This window comes from Sphingomonas parva (ex Maeng et al. 2020) (assembly GCF_004564275.1).
In the GTDB taxonomy this organism is placed as follows: Bacteria; Pseudomonadota; Alphaproteobacteria; order Sphingomonadales; family Sphingomonadaceae; genus Allosphingosinicella; species Allosphingosinicella parva.
On record NZ_SPDV01000001.1, the window covers coordinates 175,389 to 194,745 of the forward strand.

The following is a 19,357-nucleotide window of genomic DNA, read 5'->3' on the forward strand; positions in this document are numbered from 1 at the left end:
TCTAACCGTTCACCGCTTTGTCTCTGATGTCGTCGCTAATGTCCGTCCCGTCCAGCCGGGCGAGCGTCTCGGAGTCGAAGACCAGGCGGACGAGCGTGCCGCCGCCGGGAGCATCCTCGAAGGAGATGCTTCCGAAATGTTCCTCGACGATCTTCTTGACGATGGCGAGGCCGAGGCCGGTCCCTTTCACCCGCGTCGTCATATACGGCTCGGTCAGGCGGCCGCGCTCGGCGGGCAGGCCGACGCCGGTGTCGCGAACGTCCAGGCAGAGGCGCGCCGCCTCGGTCCGGATGATCATCTCGATGGCGTCGTCCTCGTCCTTGCGTCCTTCCTCGCGCTTCTGCTGGATGGCCTCGACGGCATTCTTGACGATGTTGGTCAGCGCCTGGCCGAGCTGGCGGCGATCGCAGACGAGCAGCGGCGAAGGCTCGGGCGCATCGAGGGTGAAGCGGATGTCGGGATGCGCCACCTCGTGCAGGAACAGCGCGTGGCGGGCGATCTCGGTCACCGCTTCCTCGCGGAAGACCGGCTTGGGCATGCGCGCGAAGGACGAGAATTCGTCGACCATCCGCCGCAGGTCGCCGACCTGCCGGACGATGGTTCCGGTCAGCTGCTGGAACGTCGCCGGGTCGGAGGTCACCTCGCTGCCGTAGCGCCGCTGCAGGCGCTCGGCGGCGAGCTGGATCGGGGTCAGCGGGTTCTTGATCTCATGGGCGATGCGCCGCGCCACGTCCGACCAGGCGGCACGCCTCTGGTCGAGCAGCTGCTCGGTGATGTCGTCAAAGGTCAGCACGTGGCCATCGCCGACGCGCACCGTCTTCACCGCCAGCGTCCGCGGCTCGCCCCCGCTGGCGAACTGGATGATGTCCTCGCGGCCGTCGCTGTCGAGATGCCGGTCCAGCTCCGGGGCGAGATCGGCGAGCCGGCGGCCGACCGCGTCTTCCTTGCGGATCTTGAGCAACGCCTCGGCCGAGCTGTTGATCAGCTGGACCACGCGATGCTGGTCGATCGAGAGGATGCCGGCGCTGACCCCCGAGAGCACCGCTTCGATCAGCAGTCGGCGGCTGTCGAGCTGCTGGTTGGCGGCGACCAGGGCGCCGGTCTGCTCCTCGAGGCGCCGGGTCATCCGGTTGAACGCATTGCCGAGCGTACCGACCTCGTCGCGCACGGCCGCCACTGGGACCCGCGCGGAAAGATCGCCGGCGGTGATGCGCCGGGCCGCGTCGACCAGCTGCCCGACCGGCCGCACCAGGCGATCGGCCAGCGTCAGCGCGATCCAGATCGATACGGCGACGATCAGCAGCGAGACGAGCAGCATCAGCGCGTTGAATCGGAACTGCAGCGTCGGGGCGCGGGTGAGCGTCCGCTGATATTCGCTCGCGGCAGTCCGAGCTTCCTGGATCTGGCGCAGCGCCGACGGATTCACCCGGCGCGAGACGTAAAGATAGACCTCCGCCTGCGGATCCAGTCGGATCACCGCCTCGACCCGGTCCCCGGCATCGCTGATCACCTGGGCCTCGCCCTCGCGCAGCGAGCTCAGCACCCTCGCCGTGACCCGTTTGTCGAGCGGCCGGGCGTCGAGGTTGACGCTGGCGATCATGTTGAGCCGGCCCTGCCCGCCCACGTTGATGATCGCCGCTTCCGTGAGGTCGCGAAAGACGACCTGCTGGAAAAGGAACTCCGCGAACAACGGGCTCTCGAGCCCCACCTCGTTGACGGTGGCGACGACGTCGGGGCCCATTGCGGTGACGTCCCGCTCGATCCGCTCCTTGTTTTCCTGGGCGTAGATCTGGGCGACGCGATCGGCGTTCTCGAGGACGGTCTTGGCACGGTCCGAAAACCAGAACTGCACGCCAAGCTGGAAGAGCAACGAGGCGAAGACGACCACCATGAGCGTCGTCACTGCGGCGATCAGGGAGAAGATCGCGACGAGGCGGACGTGGAGCCGTCCCCTCCCCCCGATTGGAGACCGCGCCGCACGGCGCATCGCGACTCGCCGCGCGACCAGCACCATCAGCGCCATCGCCGGCACCAGATTTGCGACCAGCAGGCCGGCGACCAGCGGCGGCGTCAGGAACGCCTGCGGCCGCCCGCTTTCCGTGACGATGAAGTAGCTGATCGTCGCGATGCCGATCAGCGCGATGACGGTGAGCAGCTCGACGAGGGGAAGGATGCGGCGGTTCAGCGTGACCGACAGGCGGCGGCGCCAACGAGGCCTCGTCTCGATCGCAACTGGCGCTTCGGCGTTCACCCGCAAGGGCTAACACAACAATGTGGCAAAAAGAACACAGTATATGCGTGCTTCGGACTCGCTCCGCCGCGCCTGTGCACGCGTTGGCCGCTGCGGTCGGTCAGGCGGCCGCCTTGCTGAGCCAGGGCGCGTAGAATTCGCCGAGCATGGCCAGGGCCTTCTTCGGATCGGCCTCCTTGTTGAAGGCGTTCCGGAATTCGGCCGAACCGTGGAAGCCTCGCGTGTACCAGCCGATGTGCTTGCGCGCGACGTTGACGCCGATCACCGGCCCGTAATGCTCCTGCATCTCGCGATACTGCTCGCAGATCACATCGAACTGCTCGTCGACCGACGGATCGGCGAGACGCTCCCCGGTCTCGAGCCAGTGCATCACCTGGCGGAGCAGCCACGGCCGCCCGTAGGTGCCGCGGCCGATCATCACCCCATCGGCGCCGGACAGCGCCAGCGCGCCCTCCACGTCCTCGACGGTGCAGATGTCGCCGTTGACGATCACCGGGAGCGAGACGGCATCCTTCACCCGGCGCACGAAGGCCCAATCCGCCGCGCCCTTGTAGAGCTGGTTGCGGGTTCGGCCGTGGACGGTGATCATCCTGACGCCGAGGTCCTCTGCGATGCGGGCGAGCTCGGGCGCGTTGAGGCTGGAATGATCCCACCCCATCCGCATCTTCAGCGTCACCGGCACCTTCACCGCCTTGACGGTCGCCTCGATGATCGACGCGGCAAGCTTCAAGTCGCGCATCAGCGCCGATCCGGCCTCGCCATTGACCACCTTCTTGACCGGGCAGCCCATGTTGATGTCGATGATCGCGGCGCCGCGGTCCTCGTTGAGCTTCGCCGCTTCCGCCATCTCTGCCGGCGAGCAGCCGGCAAGCTGCATCGAGACCGGATCCTCGATCGGATCCCAGGCGGCCTTCTGCAGCGACTGGCGGGTCTCGCGGATCATCGCCTGGCTGGCGATCATCTCGGTGACGGTGAGGCCGGCGCCGTAGCGCTTCACCATCTTGCGAAACGGCCGGTCGGTGACGCCCGTCAGGGGCGCCAGGATGACCGGCGTTTCGATCCGCACGGGACCGATCGAGATGGGCGACAGCTTCGGCATGGGAGCCCGCGAGATAGTGGCAAAGGCGCTGGCGGGCAAGGTTTGCCTCGGCTAGTCACCCGTCGATGAGTTCTGGAACCGAGACGCCGCCGAGGATTGTCGCATTGCTGGTGGCGGCCGGAAGCGGGTCGCGCGCCGGCGGCGTCGTACCGAAGCAATATCGCAAGGTGGCGGGGAAGACGCTGCTCGCCCACGCCGTGGAGCGTATGCGCCACCCGCTGATCGGCGAGATCCGGGTAGTCATCGGGCCGGGACAGCGAGCCTTGTTCGAGGAAGCGGCCGGCGCGCTTGCGCTTCCGGCTCCGATCGAGGGCGGCGCCGAGCGGTACGTCTCGGTCCGCAACGGCCTTGAGGCGATCGCTGCCGAGGGCGGGTGCGAGATCGTCCTGATCCACGACGCGGCCCGCCCCTTCCTGCCGGCGCACATCATCGAAAGCGTCGCCGCCGCGGCCGATCGGTCGGGCGGCGCAGTGCCGGTGCTCCCCGTGGTCGACACGCTCGCGCGGGCGGACGCCTTTCTTGGAGAGACGGTCTCCCGCGACGGGCTGGTGCGGGTGCAGACTCCCCAAGCCTTTCGCTTCTCCGATATTCTCGCTGCGCACCGCCGCTGGACCGGCGGCGCCGCCACCGACGATGCCCAGATCGCCCGCGCGGCCGGCGTCGCGATCGAAACGGTCCCCGGTGACCGGGCGCTCGAGAAGCTGACCTATGAGGAGGATTTCGTGCGGGCCGAAACCGGAAGCGCCCGGGCGATGGTCAGCCGGACCGGCCTGGGGTTCGACGTTCATGCCTTCGCCCCCGGCGATGGGATTTGGATGGGCGGAATCCGGATCCCGCACGGCAAGGCGCTGAAGGGCCATAGCGATGCCGACGTGGTCCTTCACGCGGTCACCGACGCGCTGCTCGGCGCGATCGGCGAGGGCGACATCGGTCAGCACTTTCCCCCGTCCGACCCGCAATGGCGCGGCGCGGCCTCGTCGCGCTTCGTCGAGCATGCCTGCGGCCTGGTCGCCGCGCGCGGCGGGCGGATCGACCATGTCGACGTCACGATCATCTGCGAGGCACCGAAGATCGGTCCCTGGCGCGACGCGATGCGCGCCTCGCTCGCAGCCTTGTTGCGGGTGCCGCTCGCGCGGACTAGCATCAAGGCCACGACGACCGAGCGGCTGGGCTTCACCGGACGGGGCGAAGGCATAGCGGCGCAGGCCGTCGCGACCGTGAGCCTGCCGGAGGAACTCTCTTGAAGTCGATCATCGCTCTTGCACTGGTGGCCAATGCGACCACTGCCGCCGCCGCCGAGCCTCCGTGCGTGACGGACGCCGAGTTCAAGTCGATGGCGCTCTTCGTCCTCCCGTCCGTGGTCTACGGCGCCGCGGACCGCTGTGCCGCGCACCTGCCCTCCGATGCCTACCTCCTGAACGGCGCGCGGCGCATGGCGGACGGCGTCGCGCGTGACCGGGCGCGGCACGAGCCGACGGCGGTCGCGGCGCTTGCGCGCCTCAGCGGCACCAAGCTCCCGAAGGGCGTCAGCGGGGAGACGCTCGGCAGCATGCTCAACGACATGCTCCGCGCGCAGCTCGTCACCAAGGTGACGCCGGGGGATTGCTCGCGGATCGACGAGGTCGCCTCCCTGCTCGCGCCGCTGCCGGCCGAGAACCTGGTCGGGCTGCTCGGCGTCCTGTTCCGGGAGGGAATGCGCCGCGGCAAGAAGCCGCCGTTCCAGATCTGTGCGGCCCAGGAGATATGAGCGATCCCCAGGACTTCGTGTTGCCGCCGCAGCTGCTCGAGGCGGCGCGCAGGGTGATCGACGCCAATCGCGCCCGCGGCAAGCGCATCGCCCTCGCGGAGAGCTGCACCGGCGGCCTCGCCGCCGCCGCGCTGACCGAGATCCCGGGCGCCTCGGACGTCTTCGAGGCCGGTTTCGTCACCTATTCGAACGAAGCGAAGATGGACCTTCTCGGTGTCAGCGAGGACGTGCTCGACACGTTCGGAGCGGTGTCGATCGCCACCGCCTGGGCAATGGCGCAGGGCGCGCTCCAGCGCAGCCGGGCGGATTCCGCCGTCGCCATCACCGGCATCGCCGGCCCGGGCGGCGGAAGCGACCGCAAACCGGTCGGAACGGTGGTTTTCGCCCGTGCGCGGCGCGGTGCCGATCCCAAAGAGATCATCGCCGATACGCGGCAGTTCGGCGACCTCGGCCGCGGCGGCATCCGCCTTCAGGCGGCGCTCTGCGCGCTCGAGCTGCTGATGCCGGTCTCCCCGGCGGCCGATTCCTCTCCGCCCGCCCCGTAGAGATTGTGGGCGCGCTCCTCGAACGCGCCGATCATCCGCCGCAACGCCCGATCGAACATCTGACCGGCGAGGCTCTCGAAGAGCCGCGAGCGGAAGGCGAAATCGACGCAGAAGTCGATCTTCGTCCCGCCGTCCGCGTCCGGGGTGAAATGCCAGTTGTTGTGGAGGTACTTCAGCGGACCCTCGACATAGTCGATCTTGATCTCGCTTGGGCGCTGCTTGTGGACGCGGGAGGTGAAGCTCTCCTTGATCGCCTTGAAGCCGACGACCAGGTCGGCGACCATCATCGTCTCGCTGTCGCTCCGGATCCGCGTCGCCGCGACCCAGGGCAGGAATTCGGGGTAGCGCTTCACGTCGGCCACCAGATCGAACATCTGGTCCGGCCGATAGGGAAGGTGTCGGGTTTCGGTATGGCGCGGCATCGCCGGGTTTAACGCCCCGCGGCCAGCTTTGCTTCGCGCGCCGCCTTCATCTTCGCGAAGTCGTCGCCCGCATGATAGCTCGACCGGGTGAGCGGCGAAGCGGCGACCAGCAGGAAGCCCTTGGCGCGGGCGATGGCCGCATAGGCCGCGAACGCCTGGGGCGTGACGAACTCCTCCACCTTCGCATGGCGCGGGGTCGGCTGGAGATACTGGCCCATGGTCAGGAAATCGACATCGGCGGAGCGCATGTCGTCCATCACCTGGTGCACCTCGAGCCTCTGCTCGCCCAGCCCCGTCATCAGCCCTGACTTGGTGAAGATCGTCGGATCGTGCCGCTTGACGCTCTCGAGCAGGCGCAGCGACGCGTAATAACGCGCGCCGGGGCGGATGGTCGGGTAGAGGCGCGGGACGGTCTCGAGATTGTGGTTGTAGACGTCCGGCCGCGCCGCGACGATCGCCTCGACCGAGGCCTCGGGCTTGTTGCGGAAATCGGGCGTCAGGATCTCGATCGTGGTCGACGGCGTATTTCGCCGGAGCGCCTCGATCACCCGCACGAACTGCTTCGCGCCGCCGTCCGGAAGATCGTCGCGGTCGACCGAGGTGATGACGATGTGCTCGAGCCCGAGCTCGGCGGCCGCGGTGGCGACATGCTCCGGCTCGAGCGGATCCACCGCCCGCGGCATGCCGGTCTTCACGTTGCAGAAGGCGCAGGCCCGCGTGCAGGTGTCGCCGAGGATCATCACCGTGGCGTGCTTCTTGGTCCAGCACTCGCCGATGTTCGGACAGGCCGCTTCCTCGCAGACGGTCGCGAGGTTGAGGCTGCGCATCAGCTTGCGCGTCTCGGAGAAGCCGACGCTGGTCGGCGCCTTCACCCGTATCCAGTCGGGCTTGCGCTGGCGGCCCTCGGCCTTCGGCGCGAGCGGCAAGGGGGAGGCGATGGGCGAGGCGGCGTCGGTCATGGCGCGCAGATAGCGAGTGCGACGGCCACTTGCCACCCCTTCCCTCCCCCGGCTAGTCGCGCGGCGAGAGGAGAGACCATGACCGACTTCGACGCGCTGATCGATGGCTACAGGCGATTCCGGGGTACCGGCTGGAGTCGCGAACGCGACCGCTGGTCGGAGCTCGCCGTCGGCCAGAGCCCCAAGGTGATGGTGATCGCCTGCTCCGACAGCCGGGTCGATCCCGCGCAGATCTTCGATGCGCGACCGGGCGAGATGTTCGTGGTCCGCAACGTCGCCGCCCTCGTCCCGCCGATGGAGCTGGGCGGCTGTCACCACGGCGTCTCGGCCGCGCTCGAGTTCGCCGTCACCCAGCTGCAGGTCGAGGAAGTGATCGTGATGGGTCACGGCTTCTGCGGCGGCTGCGCGGCGGCCCTCACCGGCCAGTTCGACGACGCCCCGCATGGCGCCGGCCATTATATCGCCGACTGGATCCAGCTCCTCGAGCCCGCCCGGGACCGGGTGCGGCAAGAGCACGGCGGCGAGCTCGACCGCAAGGCCTTCCAGGCGATGGAGATGGAAGGCGTGAAGGTGTCGCTCGACAATTTGCGCACCGTCCCTTGGGTCAGCGAGCGCGAGGCGGACGGCCGCCTGAAGCTGCGCGGCGCCTTCTTCGCGATCAGCGACGGCATCCTCTATCTGCTCGACGAGGAAAGCGGGCGCTTCTCCGCGGCCTGACCGCCTCGGCGACCCCTCACCGCGCCGGGGCGCCTGCCCCGGCGACACTCCTCCGGGCGCCGTAGAGCAGGTAGAAGACGATACCGCCGGCGTTCCAGAGCAGGAAATAGAGCTGGGTCTTCGCGGGGAGGCTCGCGAACAGGTACAGACATCCTCCGATCGCGCCGAGACCGACCACCCACGGCAGCGGCGTGCGGAACTTGCGCGGTGCGTCGGGCGCGCGCCTGCGCATGATCAGCATGCAGACCGAGACGGCGACGAATGCCGCCAGCGTCCCGGCGTTGGCCAGCGCGGCGATTTCGGCGAGCGGGAAGATGCCGGCGATCAGCCCGACGATCACCGCCGTGAACAGGGTGATCCGCACCGGCGTGCCGCGTTTCGAGACACGGGCAAGGCCGGCCGGCAGCAGCCGGTCGCGGGCCATCACGAAGAAGATCCGGCTCTGACCGTAGAAGAAGGCGAGGATCACGGTCGGCAGGGCGATCACCGCGGAGGCGGCGAGATAGCGCGCCGCCCCAATCTGGCCGAGCTCGCGCAGGATCAGCGCCAGCGGCTCGGGGCTGTTGGCGAAGCGGGTGTAGGAAATGGCGCCGATCGCGGCCGCGGCGACCGCCATGTAGATGAGCACGCACGCCAGCATTGAGCCGACGATGCCGATCGCGAGGTCTCGGCCCGGATTGCGCGCCTCCTCTGCCGCGGTCGCGATCGCGTCGAAGCCGTAGAAAGCGAAGAAGATGATCGCGGCAGCCGCCATCACGCCGCGCTCGACACCGTCGGGCGACACCTGCTTCGGGAAGCCGTGGGGCATGAACGGATCGAAATTGGCCGGATCGAAATACGGCAGGGTCACCGCGACGAAGACGATCAGGGCGATGACCTTCACCACCACCAGCAGGGCATTGAGCGTCGCGCTCTCGCGCGTGCCGTAGATGAGCAGCCCGGCGACGACGGCGATGATGAACACGGCGGGGAGATTGACGAGGCCGCCGAGTTCGGGTCCGTTGGCGAGGACATCGGGGATGGCGAAGGCAGTTCCGGAGAGGAAGCCCGAGGCATAGCCGGACCAGCCGACGGCGACCGCGCTCACCACCAGCGAATATTCGAGAATCAGGCTCCAGCCGACGATCCAGGCGATCAGCTCGCCAATCACGACGTAGGAATAGGTGTAGGCGCTGCCGGACGCCGGGATCATCGTCGCCATCTCGGCATAAGCGAGCGCGGCGCAGGCGCAGATCAGGCCCGCGATCGCGAAGGAGAGGATCACCGATGGACCGGCCTTGTCGGCGCCCACGCCGATCAGGGTGAGAATGCCGGTGCCGACGATCGCCCCGACGCCGAGGGCGACGAGGTGCGGCCAGCCGAGGCTGCGCGTCAGGCGGTGCTCGGGCGCGAGCTCGTCATCGGCGAGCACCGCCTTTTTCGCGTTCCAGTTCTTCACCCCGCTCCCTCTCCCCTCATTCGTTGCGGCGACTCAACCACGGGCGCGTGCCTTTGTGAAGGTGCGGCGGTTGCAAAGCCGCGCCTTTGGGTGCCACAACGGCGCGATGGAGAGGACGACGATGAAGCTGCCGGCGCTTCTGATGATGGCCGTTCTCGCGGGCTGCACGGCGCAGGTCACGCACCCGACGAAGAGCGTGGCGGAGATGCAGGTCGATATCGACCAGTGCACCGATCACGCGAGCCGCAAATATTGGATGGATCCGGTCGCCGCCCTCTACAACGCCTACGATTGCCTCGAGGCGATGGGCTATCAGCGCAGCCACAAGGATCTAGCCGCACGAGTCGAGCAGGCGATCGAGGGCACCGGGCCGCGGACTGAGGCCGAGGCGCAGCCCAAGGCACCGCCGGGACCATGCCGGGTTCCCTGCACCAGGCCGCGCAGCTGACACCCCGCACGGGCTCGCTCCCCCGCACGCCGGGCCTGGCCGAAATGCCTGTTCCGCGCCGCACGGCGCCGGGTCAGTAGATGTAGCCCTGACGCTCCAGGAACTCGCGCTCCTCACTGGGGGCGCTCCGCTGGGTCGGCCGTTTCGAACGGTGCGGCTTCGTCGCGGCCGAGCCGGTCTGCGCCGGGCGCTGCGTTGCACCGGCCGGCGGCAGTGCGACAGCTGCCGGCGCCTCGGCTACAGGCGCTGGCGCTTCGTTGCGCACGACCGCCGCAGGGGTGAAGAAGATCTCCTCCGCCTCGTCGGCGCCGAACCCGGGCGTCGGCGCGCCGATCTCCGCTGCGGCGGTCTGCACGGCCGCCTGCAAGGCGGGTGAGGCCTGCTTGCTGGGTCCGACGGTGACCAGCATTACGCCGCCGAGCACCGCCGCGGTCGCCCAGCCGGTCCAGCCGAAGATCCCGGTGTGGTGCTGGGCGATCTCCGCCGGTGCGTAGCGCGCGAGCAGCATTTCCTGCTGCCGCTCCCACTCCCGCCGGTCGTAGGCCGCGCGGCGCTCGGGCTCGCGAAGAGTCGCGAACGCGGCGTTGATCTCGGCGGCATCGGCGGCGTGATCCCCGCCTCCCTGGTCGGGATGGTACTTCTTCATCAGCGCGCGATAGGCTGCCTCGATCACCACCGGCTCGGCATCGGGCGAGACGTTGAGGATGTTGTAGAGACTGCGGTGCGCGGCCATCAGTTCTTTCTGCCGCAGAATTCGGCCAAGTGCCAGCCTCTTGTGCGCACCGGCCAGCCTCCGTCGGGTGCCGGCCAAACCATGCCGGTCAATGACCCGCGGAGACGCCGCTTGCGCGACGCGAGACATATTTGCGAGTGAGGTCCGGCAGGCTGTCCTGGACCCAGGCCGCCATCGCGATCTCCTCCTGCAGCGTCTCGCGCAGCAGGGCCGTCGCGGTGGGGAAGGATCCGGCCTCGCCCAGCGCGATCAGCGAGGTGTAGCTCGCGATCTCGTAATTCTCGAAAGCGGCGTTGACGAAGTGGTTCTTGAGCACTTCGTCCGCCGCCATGACGTGCCCCATCGCGGCAAGATTGCCGAGAAAGGACAAGGCCATGTCCTTCAGGCTCGATCCCTGCTCGCCGAGGGAAGCGAGGATGTCGTCGAGGCGTCGGATCTGACTCTCGGTTTCGATCCGGTGCGCCCGCAGCCGCTCGGAGATCTCCGGGTAATGCACGAGCCGGTCGAGCTGGCGGTCGAGAAGCGAGAGCGCCTGCTGCTCGACGGCGTGAACGTTCTGGAGCCCGGTGACGAAGATCATCCGGACGTGGCTGGAAGACGTGCTGGCCATGTCGACACTCCGCAAGATGCGTCGAGTTCAACACCGCCGGGACGTTCCCGATCCCGCGACACGCACCGGGTGCGCAGCGGGCGGGGCACGCGATCGGCGTGCCCCGGCCCGGCTCAGCGGGTCAGCTTGCGATAGGTCATCCGGTGCGGCCGGTCCGCTTCCGGGCCCATGCGACGGCGCTTGTCCTCCTCATAGGCTTCGAAATTGCCTTCGAACCATTCGACGTGGCTGTCGCCCTCGAACGCCAGGATGTGGGTCGCCAGGCGATCGAGGAAGAAGCGGTCGTGGCTGATCACCACGGCGCAGCCGGCGAAATTCTCCAGCGCATCCTCGAGCGCGCGCAGGGTCTCGACGTCGAGGTCGTTGGTCGGCTCGTCGAGCAAAAGGACGTTGCCGCCATCCTTCAGCATCTTCGCCATGTGGACGCGGTTGCGCTCACCGCCGGAGAGCTGGCCGACCTTCTTCTGCTGATCGGAGCCGCGAAAGTTGAACGCGCCGACATAGGCGCGGGTCGCGACCTCGTGCTTGCCGAGCTTGAAGATGTCGAGCCCGCCCGAGACTTCCTCCCAGACGTTCTTCTTGGGATCGAGCGCGTCGCGGCTCTGGTCGACATAGCCGAGATGGACGGTCTCGCCGATGCGGATCGTGCCCGCGTCCGGCTGCTCCTGGCCGGTGATCAGCTTGAACAGGGTCGATTTGCCGGCGCCGTTCGGGCCGATCACGCCGACGATGCCGCCCGGCGGAAGCGAGAATTCCAGATTTTCGAACAGCAATTTGTCGCCATAAGCCTTGGTCAGGCCCTTCGCCTCGATCACCGTGCCGCCGAGCCGTTCCGGGACCTGGATGAGGATCTGCGCCTTGGTCGGCGAGCGATTCTCCTGCGCCTCCACCAGCTCGTCGAACGCGCGGATACGCGCCTTGGACTTGGACTGGCGGGCCTTGGGCGTACGCCGGATCCAGTCGAGCTCCTCCTGAATCGCTTTCTGGCGGCCTTCCTCCTCGCGCTCCTCCTGCTCGAGGCGCTTGGCCTTTTTCTCGAGAGAGCCCGAGTAATTGCTCTCGTAGATGTAATAGCGGCCGCGATCGAGCTCGAGCACCCAGTTCACGACATTGTCGAGGAAATAGCGGTCGTGGGTGACGAGGATGACGTTGCCGGCGTAATCGACCAAATGCTTCTCGAGCCACTGGACGCTCTCGGCGTCGAGGTGGTTGGTCGGCTCGTCGAGCAGCAGGATCTCGGGCTTCTCGAGCAGCAGCCGGGTCAGCGCCACCCGGCGCCGCTCGCCGCCCGACAGATTCTCCACCGAGGCATCGCCCGGCGGGCAGCGCAGCGCGTCCATCGCGATCTCGAGCTGATTGTCGAGCGTCCACCCGTCGACGGCATCGATCTTCTCCTGGAGCTCGCCCATCTCGGTCATCAGCGCGTCGAAATCGGCGTCGGCCGGCGGATCGGCCATGATCGTCGAGATCTCGTTGAAGCGATCCATCATGTCGGCGATCGGCCGAACGCCGTCCATGACGTTCTCTTTCACCGTCTTGCTCGGGTCGAGCTGCGGCTCCTGCTCCAGATAACCGACCCGGATCCCCTCGCCCGGCCAGGCCTCGCCCTGAAACTCGGTGTCGCGGCCGGCCATGATCTTCATCAGGGTCGACTTGCCCGAGCCGTTCGGGCCGATGATCGCGATCTTCGCGTCCGGATAGAATTGCAGGTTGATGTTGTTGAGCACGGGCTTGGGCGCGCCCGGGAAGGTCTTGGTCATGTTCTTCATGACGAAGCTGTACTGTGCTGCCATGGCGGCGCTCGTCTCCGAAAGATTCTGGCGGGGAAATTCGCCGCCTACCTAGTGTCTTCCGGGCGGAATGGCAAACGGCGTGCGCACCGTTCCGGCCGGCGCGCGACCGCTTTTCGCCTTGTCCCCCGGCCGCGGGAGTGGCTATCGCAGCCGCCATGAAGAAGCAGCTCCTCCTCGCCGCCGCCCTCCCCCTCCTCAGCCTCAGCATCTCCGCCGCCGCTCCGGCGCAGCGTGTCGCCGGCCAGGCCGAGCGCCTGCGCGAAGCGGCGCTGGAGGACGATGTCGCCTGGGACATCGTCGAAGGCCTCACCACCGAGGTCGGGCCGCGCCTCGCCGGCACCGAGGCCGAGGCCCGTGCGCGGGAATGGGGCGTCCGCAAGCTGAAGAGCCTCGGCTTCTCCAACGTCCATATCGAGACCTACGACATGCCCGTCTGGGTGCGCGGCGAAGAGCGGGCCGAGATCGTCTCGCCCTTCCCGCAGAAGCTCGCCGTCACCGCCCTCGGCAACAGCGCCGCGACCCCGGCCGCCGGCCTCAGCGCCGAAGTCGTCGGCTTCGCCAGCCTGGCCGAGCTCGAGGCCGCGCCCGATTCCGCCGTCCGCGGCAAAATCGTCTTCGTCACCCATGCGATGAGCCCGACCCAGGACGGTTCCCAATACGGCTATTTCGGCGCGGTGCGCCGCACCGGCCCCTCGGTCGCAAGCCGCAAGGGCGCCGCCGCCATCGTCATCCGCTCGATCGGCACCGATCATCACCGCAATCCCCACACGGGCGTGCAGATGTGGGCCCAAGGCGTGCAGCCGATCCCCGCCGGAGCGCTGAGCGTCCCCGACGCCGAGCAGCTCGAGCGGATGCTGAAGCGCGGCAAGCCGATCACGATGCGGCTCACCCTCACCCCTCGGAACATCGGCGTGCAGCAGGGCGGCAACGTCGTCGCCGAGGTGCGCGGCACCGATCCCGACGCGGGCATCATCCTGATCGGCGGCCATCTCGATAGCTGGGATCTCGGCACCGGCGCCATCGACAATGCGGCGGGAGTCGCGATCACGGCGGCGGCCGCCAAGCGGATCATGGACGCGGGACGGCCGCGCCGCACGATCCGGGTGGTCTGGTTCGGCGCCGAGGAAGTCGGCGGCAACGGCTCCGACGCCTATCGCACCGCCCACGCCAAGGAGAAGATCGTGTTCGTCTCCGAATCCGATTTCGGCGCCGATCGCGTCTGGCGGATGGACCCGGGCTTCGCTCCGGCCAACGCAGCGCTCTCGGATCGGGTGGCCGCGGTGCTCGCGCCGCTCGGCATCTCGCGCAGCACCCAGCCCGCCAGCGGCGGCGCCGACCTCGGCGATTGGGTGCGGGCCGGCGTCGCCGGGGTCGATCTGCAGCAGGACGGCACCCGCTATTTCGATTATCACCACACGCCCGACGACACGCTCGACAAGATCGATCCGGAGCAGCTCCGCCAGAACGTCGCCGCCTGGACCGCGATGCTGTCCGTCGTCGCCGATGCGCGGGAGGAGATCGCTCGGACACCGGCGCGCTGAAGACGGCGGAGGCCGCGGCGCCGATGCGCTGCGGCCTTTACTGCACCAGGATCGTGCCTTTCATGCCCAATGTGCTGTGGAAGGCGTGGCTGCAGCGCAGCGAATAGCGTCCCGCCTTTGGCACCAGCGCCACCTCCGCGCTCTGGTGGCCGGCCACCTCGATCGACCCCTTGGAGATCTTCGCCGCGTCGCTCGAGCGGACGCTCGCGGCCGCGAAGAAGTCCTTGGCGGTGAAGTCATGTCCGCCCGAGCTCGCATTGACGAGGTGGAGCAGCACGGGCTGCCCGGCCTTCAGCCGGATCGTCGCCGGCGCGAACTTGAAGCTCGAAAGATCGACATGGACCGGCATCGGATGGCTCCAGTCCGGCTGCCCGGCCAGCGTTGCTGCCGGAAAGGTCAAGGCGAGCGAGGCGAGCATCAGGGACTCGGATCTGGTCATGGCGGCGACCTCCAGTGTTGCCGGACAGGCTACGCCCCATTGCCGCAGCCTCCAAGCCGCACATTGGGTGCCGGTCTGTAGCCCCGCGGACAGCCCCGGTTCATCCGCCCTCGGCTATGTGGCTCGAAGAGCCATTTTCCTGAAGGAACATCTCATGCGGAAGCTCATCGCTATCGGCCTCGGCGGCCTGATCGCCGCCACGAGCCCCGCCCAGGCCGCCTCCCCTGCCGATGCCGAGGCCAAGCTCTCCAGGGCACTCGAAGGCCGGGTCGCGGGCGAGCCGGTCAAGTGCATCAACCTGCGCCAGGTGCGGTCGACCCGGATCATCGAGGATACCGGCATTCTCTACGACGCCGGCAGCACCCTCTATCTCAATCGCCCGCGGGCAGGCGCCGGCTCGCTCGATGCCTGGGACACTCTCGTCACCAAGCTCCATTCCAGCCAGCTCTGCAGCATCGATACGGTGCAGCTCTACGACACGGCGTCGCGGGTGCAGACGGGCGTCGTCTTCCTCGGCGAGTTCGTCCCCTACCGCCGGGCGGAGTGATCCGGGGGCCGCTCGCGAGCAGGGCGGCCGATGATCACGGCTCCCACCAATGGTCGGCAGCGTAGAATGGGGCGCCGATGGCTTGATACCCTTCTCGTAGGTCGCGCAGCTCGGCCTGTCCCAGATCCTGCCGCCACGCCGCCCTCATCTGGCGACTGTTGCGCACGACGCCGTAGGAGTCGCGGGGCTCGTGATCGGCGACGAAGCAATCGCGCGCGACCGTCTCCTCGATCGCAGAGTCCCACGCAAGCCCCGCGAATTCACAGAGCGATCGGAAACCCGATTGAGGGGTCGTGCATAGATCTTCGTACTGCACCACCGTCGACGAGGCGACTGTCGCCAGCTGGTCGGCAGCCTGCCTGTGCACGAGGGCCTGTACGGCACCCATCCTGTGCCACACGGAGCGGAGTCGCGGGTCGGCCTGCAATTCGGCGGCCTTTCTCCTGCCGAAGCGACGCTCGAGGCCTACGGGGCCCAAGTCCTCCAGCCAGCCCATCCTCGCGAAGCTCGCCGCGACGCCGGCAGGATGCCGGACCAGGTAGACGACACGGGCACTCAGCAGTCGTGCCAGCCAGCCGATGCTCAGCGGGTTGACCTCCTTGACCACGAGCCGCTTGCGGCAGCGCCCGGTCAGCGTCCACTGGCTCGGAGAGCTGACGATATTCGGCGGAAACGCAGGCAGCGCGATCGCCGCCGCGGAGGCGGCGCCGGCATAGAGTGGCGGCGGCAATCCGGCCGCGAAGGCGAAGACCGGTGACCCCGGGTCGCGCTGAAGGTGGGAGAGTGTCAGCGGCTCGTGCAGGTAGAGCGCAGAGGCGGAGCGTCCGAGCGTGCGGCCGACCCACGTCGAGCCGCTCCGAGGGTGGGAGACGATCAGCAGCGGCTGCAGCTGCGGCACGCTCCGCTTCGCGATGAACGCACTGAATGGCCCCAGGTTCGCCCACCAGACCGGACTGAGGCGGTAACGTTCGAGAAGGCGGCGAACGGTCAATCGCGCCATGGTTCGCTCCCATAGCCGTAGCGCGCGCTCATGCTGGCCAGCGCCGCGGCACAGGGATGCTCCTGCAATTGCTGCGCGAACGCCTCTCGGCTGGGCGGTGCCGAGTAGACCGACGGCCGCTTGTTGTAGGTCGCTGAAGGAGCCGGTCCCTGACGCTCGGCGACGGCCCCGATGTGGCGCAGAATCCGGGGCATCTCCGCCTCGATCTTCTCGATTGGGACGCGATACGCGCCCAGCGCCTCGCAACGTGCATTCCAGTCCAGATACCACCGCACGCACGCATCGAAGGGATCGGAGCCGACGTCGAAATACCGTTCCGCGAAGGCGATGAAGCGGCGATGCCAGGGGCGGAAGGCGATGTCGAAGAAACCGATATTGTGGAAGGACCGGATCACGCTCGACGGTCTCCGGACAAGGTGGATGATCGGAACGGTGCCCGGCTCCAGGAAGGGAACCGCGAGCCAGGAGGCGTCGCCACGGGCCTTGAACGGACGTCCGGGATTTCGCAGCCGAGGGCCTTCCGGCGTGAAATAGCCCTCGTGGGAGCAGGCGATCCCGATGTCGGTCAGTCGGCGCGCGACATGTGCGGTCCCGCAACGGCCGGTGCCGACGATGACGAACTTGGGGGTTCCGGCGAGAATGACGTTCGTGACGCTCGCGATCAGCCGGGAAATGACGGCAGCGCGCCCGCCGACGGCGTCAGGCGGATGCCGCACGGGACATCGCGGGACCGGTGGCGCTCCACGGATGGCTTCCCGGTATGATCCCGAGCTTGGCCGCCTGCGGCTCTGCGGCGATGACCGCGTGGTAGCGCTCGATCAGCATCGGAAGCACGGCGTCCGGGCCGAACAGCCGCTCGTACCGGCGGCGTGCCGCCGCGCCGAGCCGCTCTCGCAGGGCGGAATCCTGGCCCAGCCGGCGCATCGCCGCGACGAGCGCATCCTGATCGCCTGGAGGTACGATGATCCCCGTGTCCGGAGACAGCATGTCCGGGATACCGCCCACGCCCGACGCGATGACGGGAATTCCCGCCGCCATCGCCTCGATGATGCTGTTCGGGGTGCCTTCCGTGCGGGTGGGCAGGACGAAAACGTCCAGGGTGCCGAAGAAGGCGCTCCGTCCCTCGAGCGAGTTGTATCTTCCGACATAGTCGCAGGCATCGGCTATCCCGAGATCTGAGCTGAGACGTCGCGCCTTGTAGGCTTCCGGTCCCTCGCCCGCGATGCGCAGAAACGGGCGCGCATGACTGGGCCCCAGGCGGGCGAAGGCGGCGAGAAGGGCAAGCGTGCCCTTCAACGGTTCCAGCCTGCCGGAGAAGCCGAACACTACGTCGAAGGGCATCGGCCGCCTCGGTATCGGCCAGGCTGCGGGGCGCTCGCACAGCAACGGCAGCACGCCGATCCCGCCGGGGTGTCGGAACCTTTCGGCCCATTGCTCCGCGAGCTTCGGCGACAGCGCGACAACCGACGTGCACAGCGGGATCACACGTGCCAGTCGCCGATAATGGCGGTCGGCCTCCGGATGGAGCGGCGAGCCCAGTTCCTGGTAGAGGGTGCGTATGCCTTGTGCGTGGCACGCCCGGATCAAGACCGGAGTTCCGGAATCGGGCGTCAGGATGTGCACCACGTCATAGCGGTTCGCGGTGAAGAAGCGGATGCATCTGTGCAGATAGAGGCGTGAGACGAAGTGCAGGATCGACGTCCACAGGCCGCGCATGTGGCTCGCGAAGCTGTAGAGAAGAACGAAGACGAACAGGGCGTGGGTGGCCGCCGCGCGGACCGATTGCAGCAGAGAGAAGAGCCATGCCCGCTCGACGATCGTCCGCACGGGGACGCCGGCTCGCCGCAGGCGCCGGAAATAAGGATCGCGCGTCGAATAGGGAAAGAGCGTGACGACCTCCACGTCGTGCCCGGCGGCGCAGAGCCGGCTCGCATAGGTCACGAGGGTTTCGTCGGCTCCGCTGACCGGGCCGGCGAAGCGGGCCTTGCACAGGGCGATCCTCATCCGAGACGCCTCTCGATGCTCATTACCGGTACCGTCGGCACGCGGCTCGGTTCGTACTGCAGATGCTTCTTTCGCAGATGCAGCCAAAGGAGCGACCCCGGCGCCTTCGGATGCCATGGCTTCATCCGCATCGCCGCGATCAACCAGGATCGCGCGGCCTCCACATTGCCCGTCAACAGCGATCTGGCCGCGTCGTAGACGAGCGAATCGTAGATGATCGCCATGTGCTTGCGGTGGACCCGTCGCCGCCAGCGTGCAGGTGCTTCGGCCGCGCGCGGCAGCGCGAGCAGCCGGCGATGAAGGTCCTTGTGGATTTGATCATGGACCGCACGATCCGATGTCTTTTGCCCGGATACGTCGGATCGGGCGCGATAGACGGCCACCGGCTCGTCGAGATATTCGAACCGGTACTTCTCCGCGAGGCGGACCCAAAGGTCATAATCCTCGAGCGTCGGCAGTTCGGGATCGAACAGGCCGCAGTCGAGCAGGACGCGCCGTCGTGCGACGACGGTGGAGACCACGATGAAATTGGCTTCGAGCAGCTGCCAGAACGCGTCCCCGACGACACCCTGATCAGGCACCAGCCAGCCGGTCGGAAGGCTGTATTGCGGCTCCCCGATGAAGGCACGTCCGCAGATCAGGGCCGATTCTCCAGCACGGTCGAGGATCGCGAGTTGCCGGTCGATGCTCCCGGGGAGGCGCAGGTCATCGTCGTCGAGGAATGCGACGAACTCGGCCGCGCTCGCTCTGATCGCCTCGTTGCGTGCGGTCGAGGTGCCCTTCTGCTCGCGAAGGCGGATGTAGGTCAGCCCAGGGGTGCCGCGGCAAACCGCCTCCGTGTCATCCGTGGAGGCATCGTCGACGACGATGATCTCCGCATCCGACGCCGCGGCAAAAGCGCTTTCCAGCGTCGCCGGCAGAAGCTCTGCGCGATTGCGCGTCGGTATGACAATGCTCACTTTCTTCATCGTCGCGCCGCCTCCTGGCGATACGACCACGACATCAAAGAGATCACACGCGGCATGCGCCCCTTCCGGCATGCGCAATGATTGTTCTACATTGGA

Annotated in this window: 20 protein-coding genes; 7 read left to right on the top strand and 13 right to left on the bottom strand. The window is 67.8% G+C overall.

Translation table 11 applies throughout. The annotated features are described in order from the left end of the window. Nucleotide 1 precedes the first annotated feature (1 nt). Together E2493_RS00805 and dusB are read right to left on the bottom strand one after the other, a co-directional pair. Nucleotides 2–2,251, bottom strand: coding sequence for a sensor histidine kinase (locus tag E2493_RS00805; protein WP_225421060.1), 2,250 nt, complete (start codon nt 2,249–2,251; stop codon nt 2–4). 100 nt (nt 2,252–2,351) lie between these two features. Then, nucleotides 2,352–3,350 (bottom strand): tRNA dihydrouridine synthase DusB, encoded by a 999-nt coding sequence (dusB, locus tag E2493_RS00810; RefSeq protein WP_135082734.1) that lies wholly within the window; start codon nt 3,348–3,350, stop codon nt 2,352–2,354. Nucleotides 3,351–3,415: 65 nt separating this feature from the next. Here dusB and E2493_RS00815 point away from each other — a divergent pair, with 65 nt between their 5' ends. From E2493_RS00815 to E2493_RS00825, 3 genes are read left to right on the top strand one after another with little or no spacing between them, the layout of a single operon-like run. Further along, nucleotides 3,416–4,594 carry a bifunctional 2-C-methyl-D-erythritol 4-phosphate cytidylyltransferase/2-C-methyl-D-erythritol 2,4-cyclodiphosphate synthase gene (locus tag E2493_RS00815; protein WP_135082736.1) on the top strand — a complete coding sequence of 393 codons (1,179 nt, stop codon included), beginning with the start codon at nt 3,416–3,418 and terminating at the stop codon, nt 4,592–4,594. Next, entirely contained in the window at nt 4,591–5,097 is a 507-nt protein-coding gene (locus E2493_RS00820; protein ID WP_135082738.1) for a hypothetical protein, read from the top strand. Before E2493_RS00815 ends, E2493_RS00820 begins: the two co-directional genes overlap by 4 nt. Then, nucleotides 5,094–5,642 carry a CinA family protein gene (locus tag E2493_RS00825; RefSeq protein WP_135082740.1) on the top strand — a complete coding sequence of 183 codons (549 nt, stop codon included), beginning with the start codon at nt 5,094–5,096 and terminating at the stop codon, nt 5,640–5,642. Before E2493_RS00820 ends, E2493_RS00825 begins: the two co-directional genes overlap by 4 nt. Here the strand turns inward: E2493_RS00825 and E2493_RS00830 are convergent. Both E2493_RS00830 and lipA read right to left on the bottom strand, forming a co-directional pair. Continuing rightward, on the bottom strand, nt 5,567–6,064 hold the full coding sequence (locus tag E2493_RS00830) for a type II toxin-antitoxin system RatA family toxin (protein WP_135082742.1): 498 nt from the start codon (nt 6,062–6,064) through the stop codon (nt 5,567–5,569). The genes E2493_RS00825 and E2493_RS00830 overlap by 76 nt on opposite strands. Nucleotides 6,065–6,072: 8 nt before the next feature. Further along, entirely contained in the window at nt 6,073–7,023 is a 951-nt protein-coding gene (lipA, locus tag E2493_RS00835) for a lipoyl synthase (RefSeq protein ID WP_191992945.1), read from the bottom strand. A 78-nt stretch (nt 7,024–7,101) separates the two neighbouring features. Here lipA and E2493_RS00840 point away from each other — a divergent pair, with 78 nt between their 5' ends. After that, nucleotides 7,102–7,740, top strand: a complete 639-nt coding sequence (locus tag E2493_RS00840; protein WP_135082744.1) for a carbonic anhydrase — start codon at nt 7,102–7,104, stop codon at nt 7,738–7,740. Nucleotides 7,741–7,756: 16 nt separating this feature from the next. Here E2493_RS00840 and E2493_RS00845 read toward each other — a convergent pair whose 3' ends face one another. Next, entirely contained in the window at nt 7,757–9,178 is a 1,422-nt protein-coding gene (locus E2493_RS00845) for an amino acid permease (RefSeq protein WP_404828281.1), read from the bottom strand. A 106-nt stretch (nt 9,179–9,284) separates the two neighbouring features. Here E2493_RS00845 and E2493_RS00850 point away from each other — a divergent pair, with 106 nt between their 5' ends. After that, nucleotides 9,285–9,626 carry a hypothetical protein gene (locus tag E2493_RS00850; RefSeq protein WP_135082746.1) on the top strand — a complete coding sequence of 114 codons (342 nt, stop codon included), beginning with the start codon at nt 9,285–9,287 and terminating at the stop codon, nt 9,624–9,626. Between the two features lie 73 nt (nt 9,627–9,699). Here the strand turns inward: E2493_RS00850 and E2493_RS00855 are convergent, their stop codons facing one another. From E2493_RS00855 to ettA, 3 genes are all read right to left on the bottom strand, one after another. Continuing rightward, entirely contained in the window at nt 9,700–10,359 is a 660-nt protein-coding gene (locus tag E2493_RS00855) for a J domain-containing protein (protein WP_167737319.1), read from the bottom strand. Between the two features lie 88 nt (nt 10,360–10,447). After that, entirely contained in the window at nt 10,448–10,969 is a 522-nt protein-coding gene (locus E2493_RS00860; protein WP_135082750.1) for a ferritin-like domain-containing protein, read from the bottom strand. Between the two features lie 113 nt (nt 10,970–11,082). Further along, nucleotides 11,083–12,762 carry an energy-dependent translational throttle protein EttA gene (ettA, locus tag E2493_RS00865; RefSeq protein WP_135082752.1) on the bottom strand — a complete coding sequence of 560 codons (1,680 nt, stop codon included), beginning with the start codon at nt 12,760–12,762 and terminating at the stop codon, nt 11,083–11,085. A gap of 155 nt (nt 12,763–12,917) precedes the next feature. Between ettA and E2493_RS00870 the strand changes: the two genes are divergently transcribed. Then, nucleotides 12,918–14,303 (top strand): M20/M25/M40 family metallo-hydrolase, encoded by a 1,386-nt coding sequence (locus tag E2493_RS00870; protein ID WP_135082755.1) that lies wholly within the window; start codon nt 12,918–12,920, stop codon nt 14,301–14,303. Between the two features lie 37 nt (nt 14,304–14,340). Here E2493_RS00870 and E2493_RS00875 read toward each other — a convergent pair whose 3' ends face one another. Beyond that, nucleotides 14,341–14,742: a plastocyanin/azurin family copper-binding protein gene (locus tag E2493_RS00875; RefSeq protein ID WP_135082757.1), complete on the bottom strand. Its 402-nt coding sequence runs from the start codon at nt 14,740–14,742 to the stop codon at nt 14,341–14,343. A gap of 154 nt (nt 14,743–14,896) precedes the next feature. Here E2493_RS00875 and E2493_RS00880 point away from each other — a divergent pair, with 154 nt between their 5' ends. After that, nucleotides 14,897–15,289, top strand: a complete 393-nt coding sequence (locus tag E2493_RS00880; RefSeq protein WP_135082759.1) for a hypothetical protein — start codon at nt 14,897–14,899, stop codon at nt 15,287–15,289. A gap of 34 nt (nt 15,290–15,323) precedes the next feature. Here the strand turns inward: E2493_RS00880 and E2493_RS00885 are convergent, their stop codons facing one another. The 4 genes from E2493_RS00885 to E2493_RS00900 form a co-directional block, all read right to left on the bottom strand. After that, a complete protein-coding gene (locus E2493_RS00885; RefSeq protein ID WP_135082761.1) occupies nt 15,324–16,289 on the bottom strand; it encodes a sulfotransferase in 966 nt (321 codons plus the stop codon). Further along, the gene (locus E2493_RS21665) at nt 16,277–16,684 is read right to left on the bottom strand and encodes a hypothetical protein (RefSeq protein WP_135082763.1); all 408 of its coding nucleotides are present in this window, start codon (nt 16,682–16,684) and stop codon (nt 16,277–16,279) included. The genes E2493_RS00885 and E2493_RS21665 overlap by 13 nt, the downstream gene beginning before the upstream one ends. A 304-nt stretch (nt 16,685–16,988) precedes the next feature. Further along, nucleotides 16,989–18,293: a glycosyltransferase gene (locus E2493_RS00895; RefSeq protein ID WP_167737321.1), complete on the bottom strand. Its 1,305-nt coding sequence runs from the start codon at nt 18,291–18,293 to the stop codon at nt 16,989–16,991. Then, a complete protein-coding gene (locus tag E2493_RS00900; protein ID WP_167737322.1) occupies nt 18,290–19,261 on the bottom strand; it encodes a glycosyltransferase family 2 protein in 972 nt (323 codons plus the stop codon). Before E2493_RS00900 ends, E2493_RS00895 begins: the two co-directional genes overlap by 4 nt. Between the last annotated feature and the right edge of the window lie 96 nt (nt 19,262–19,357).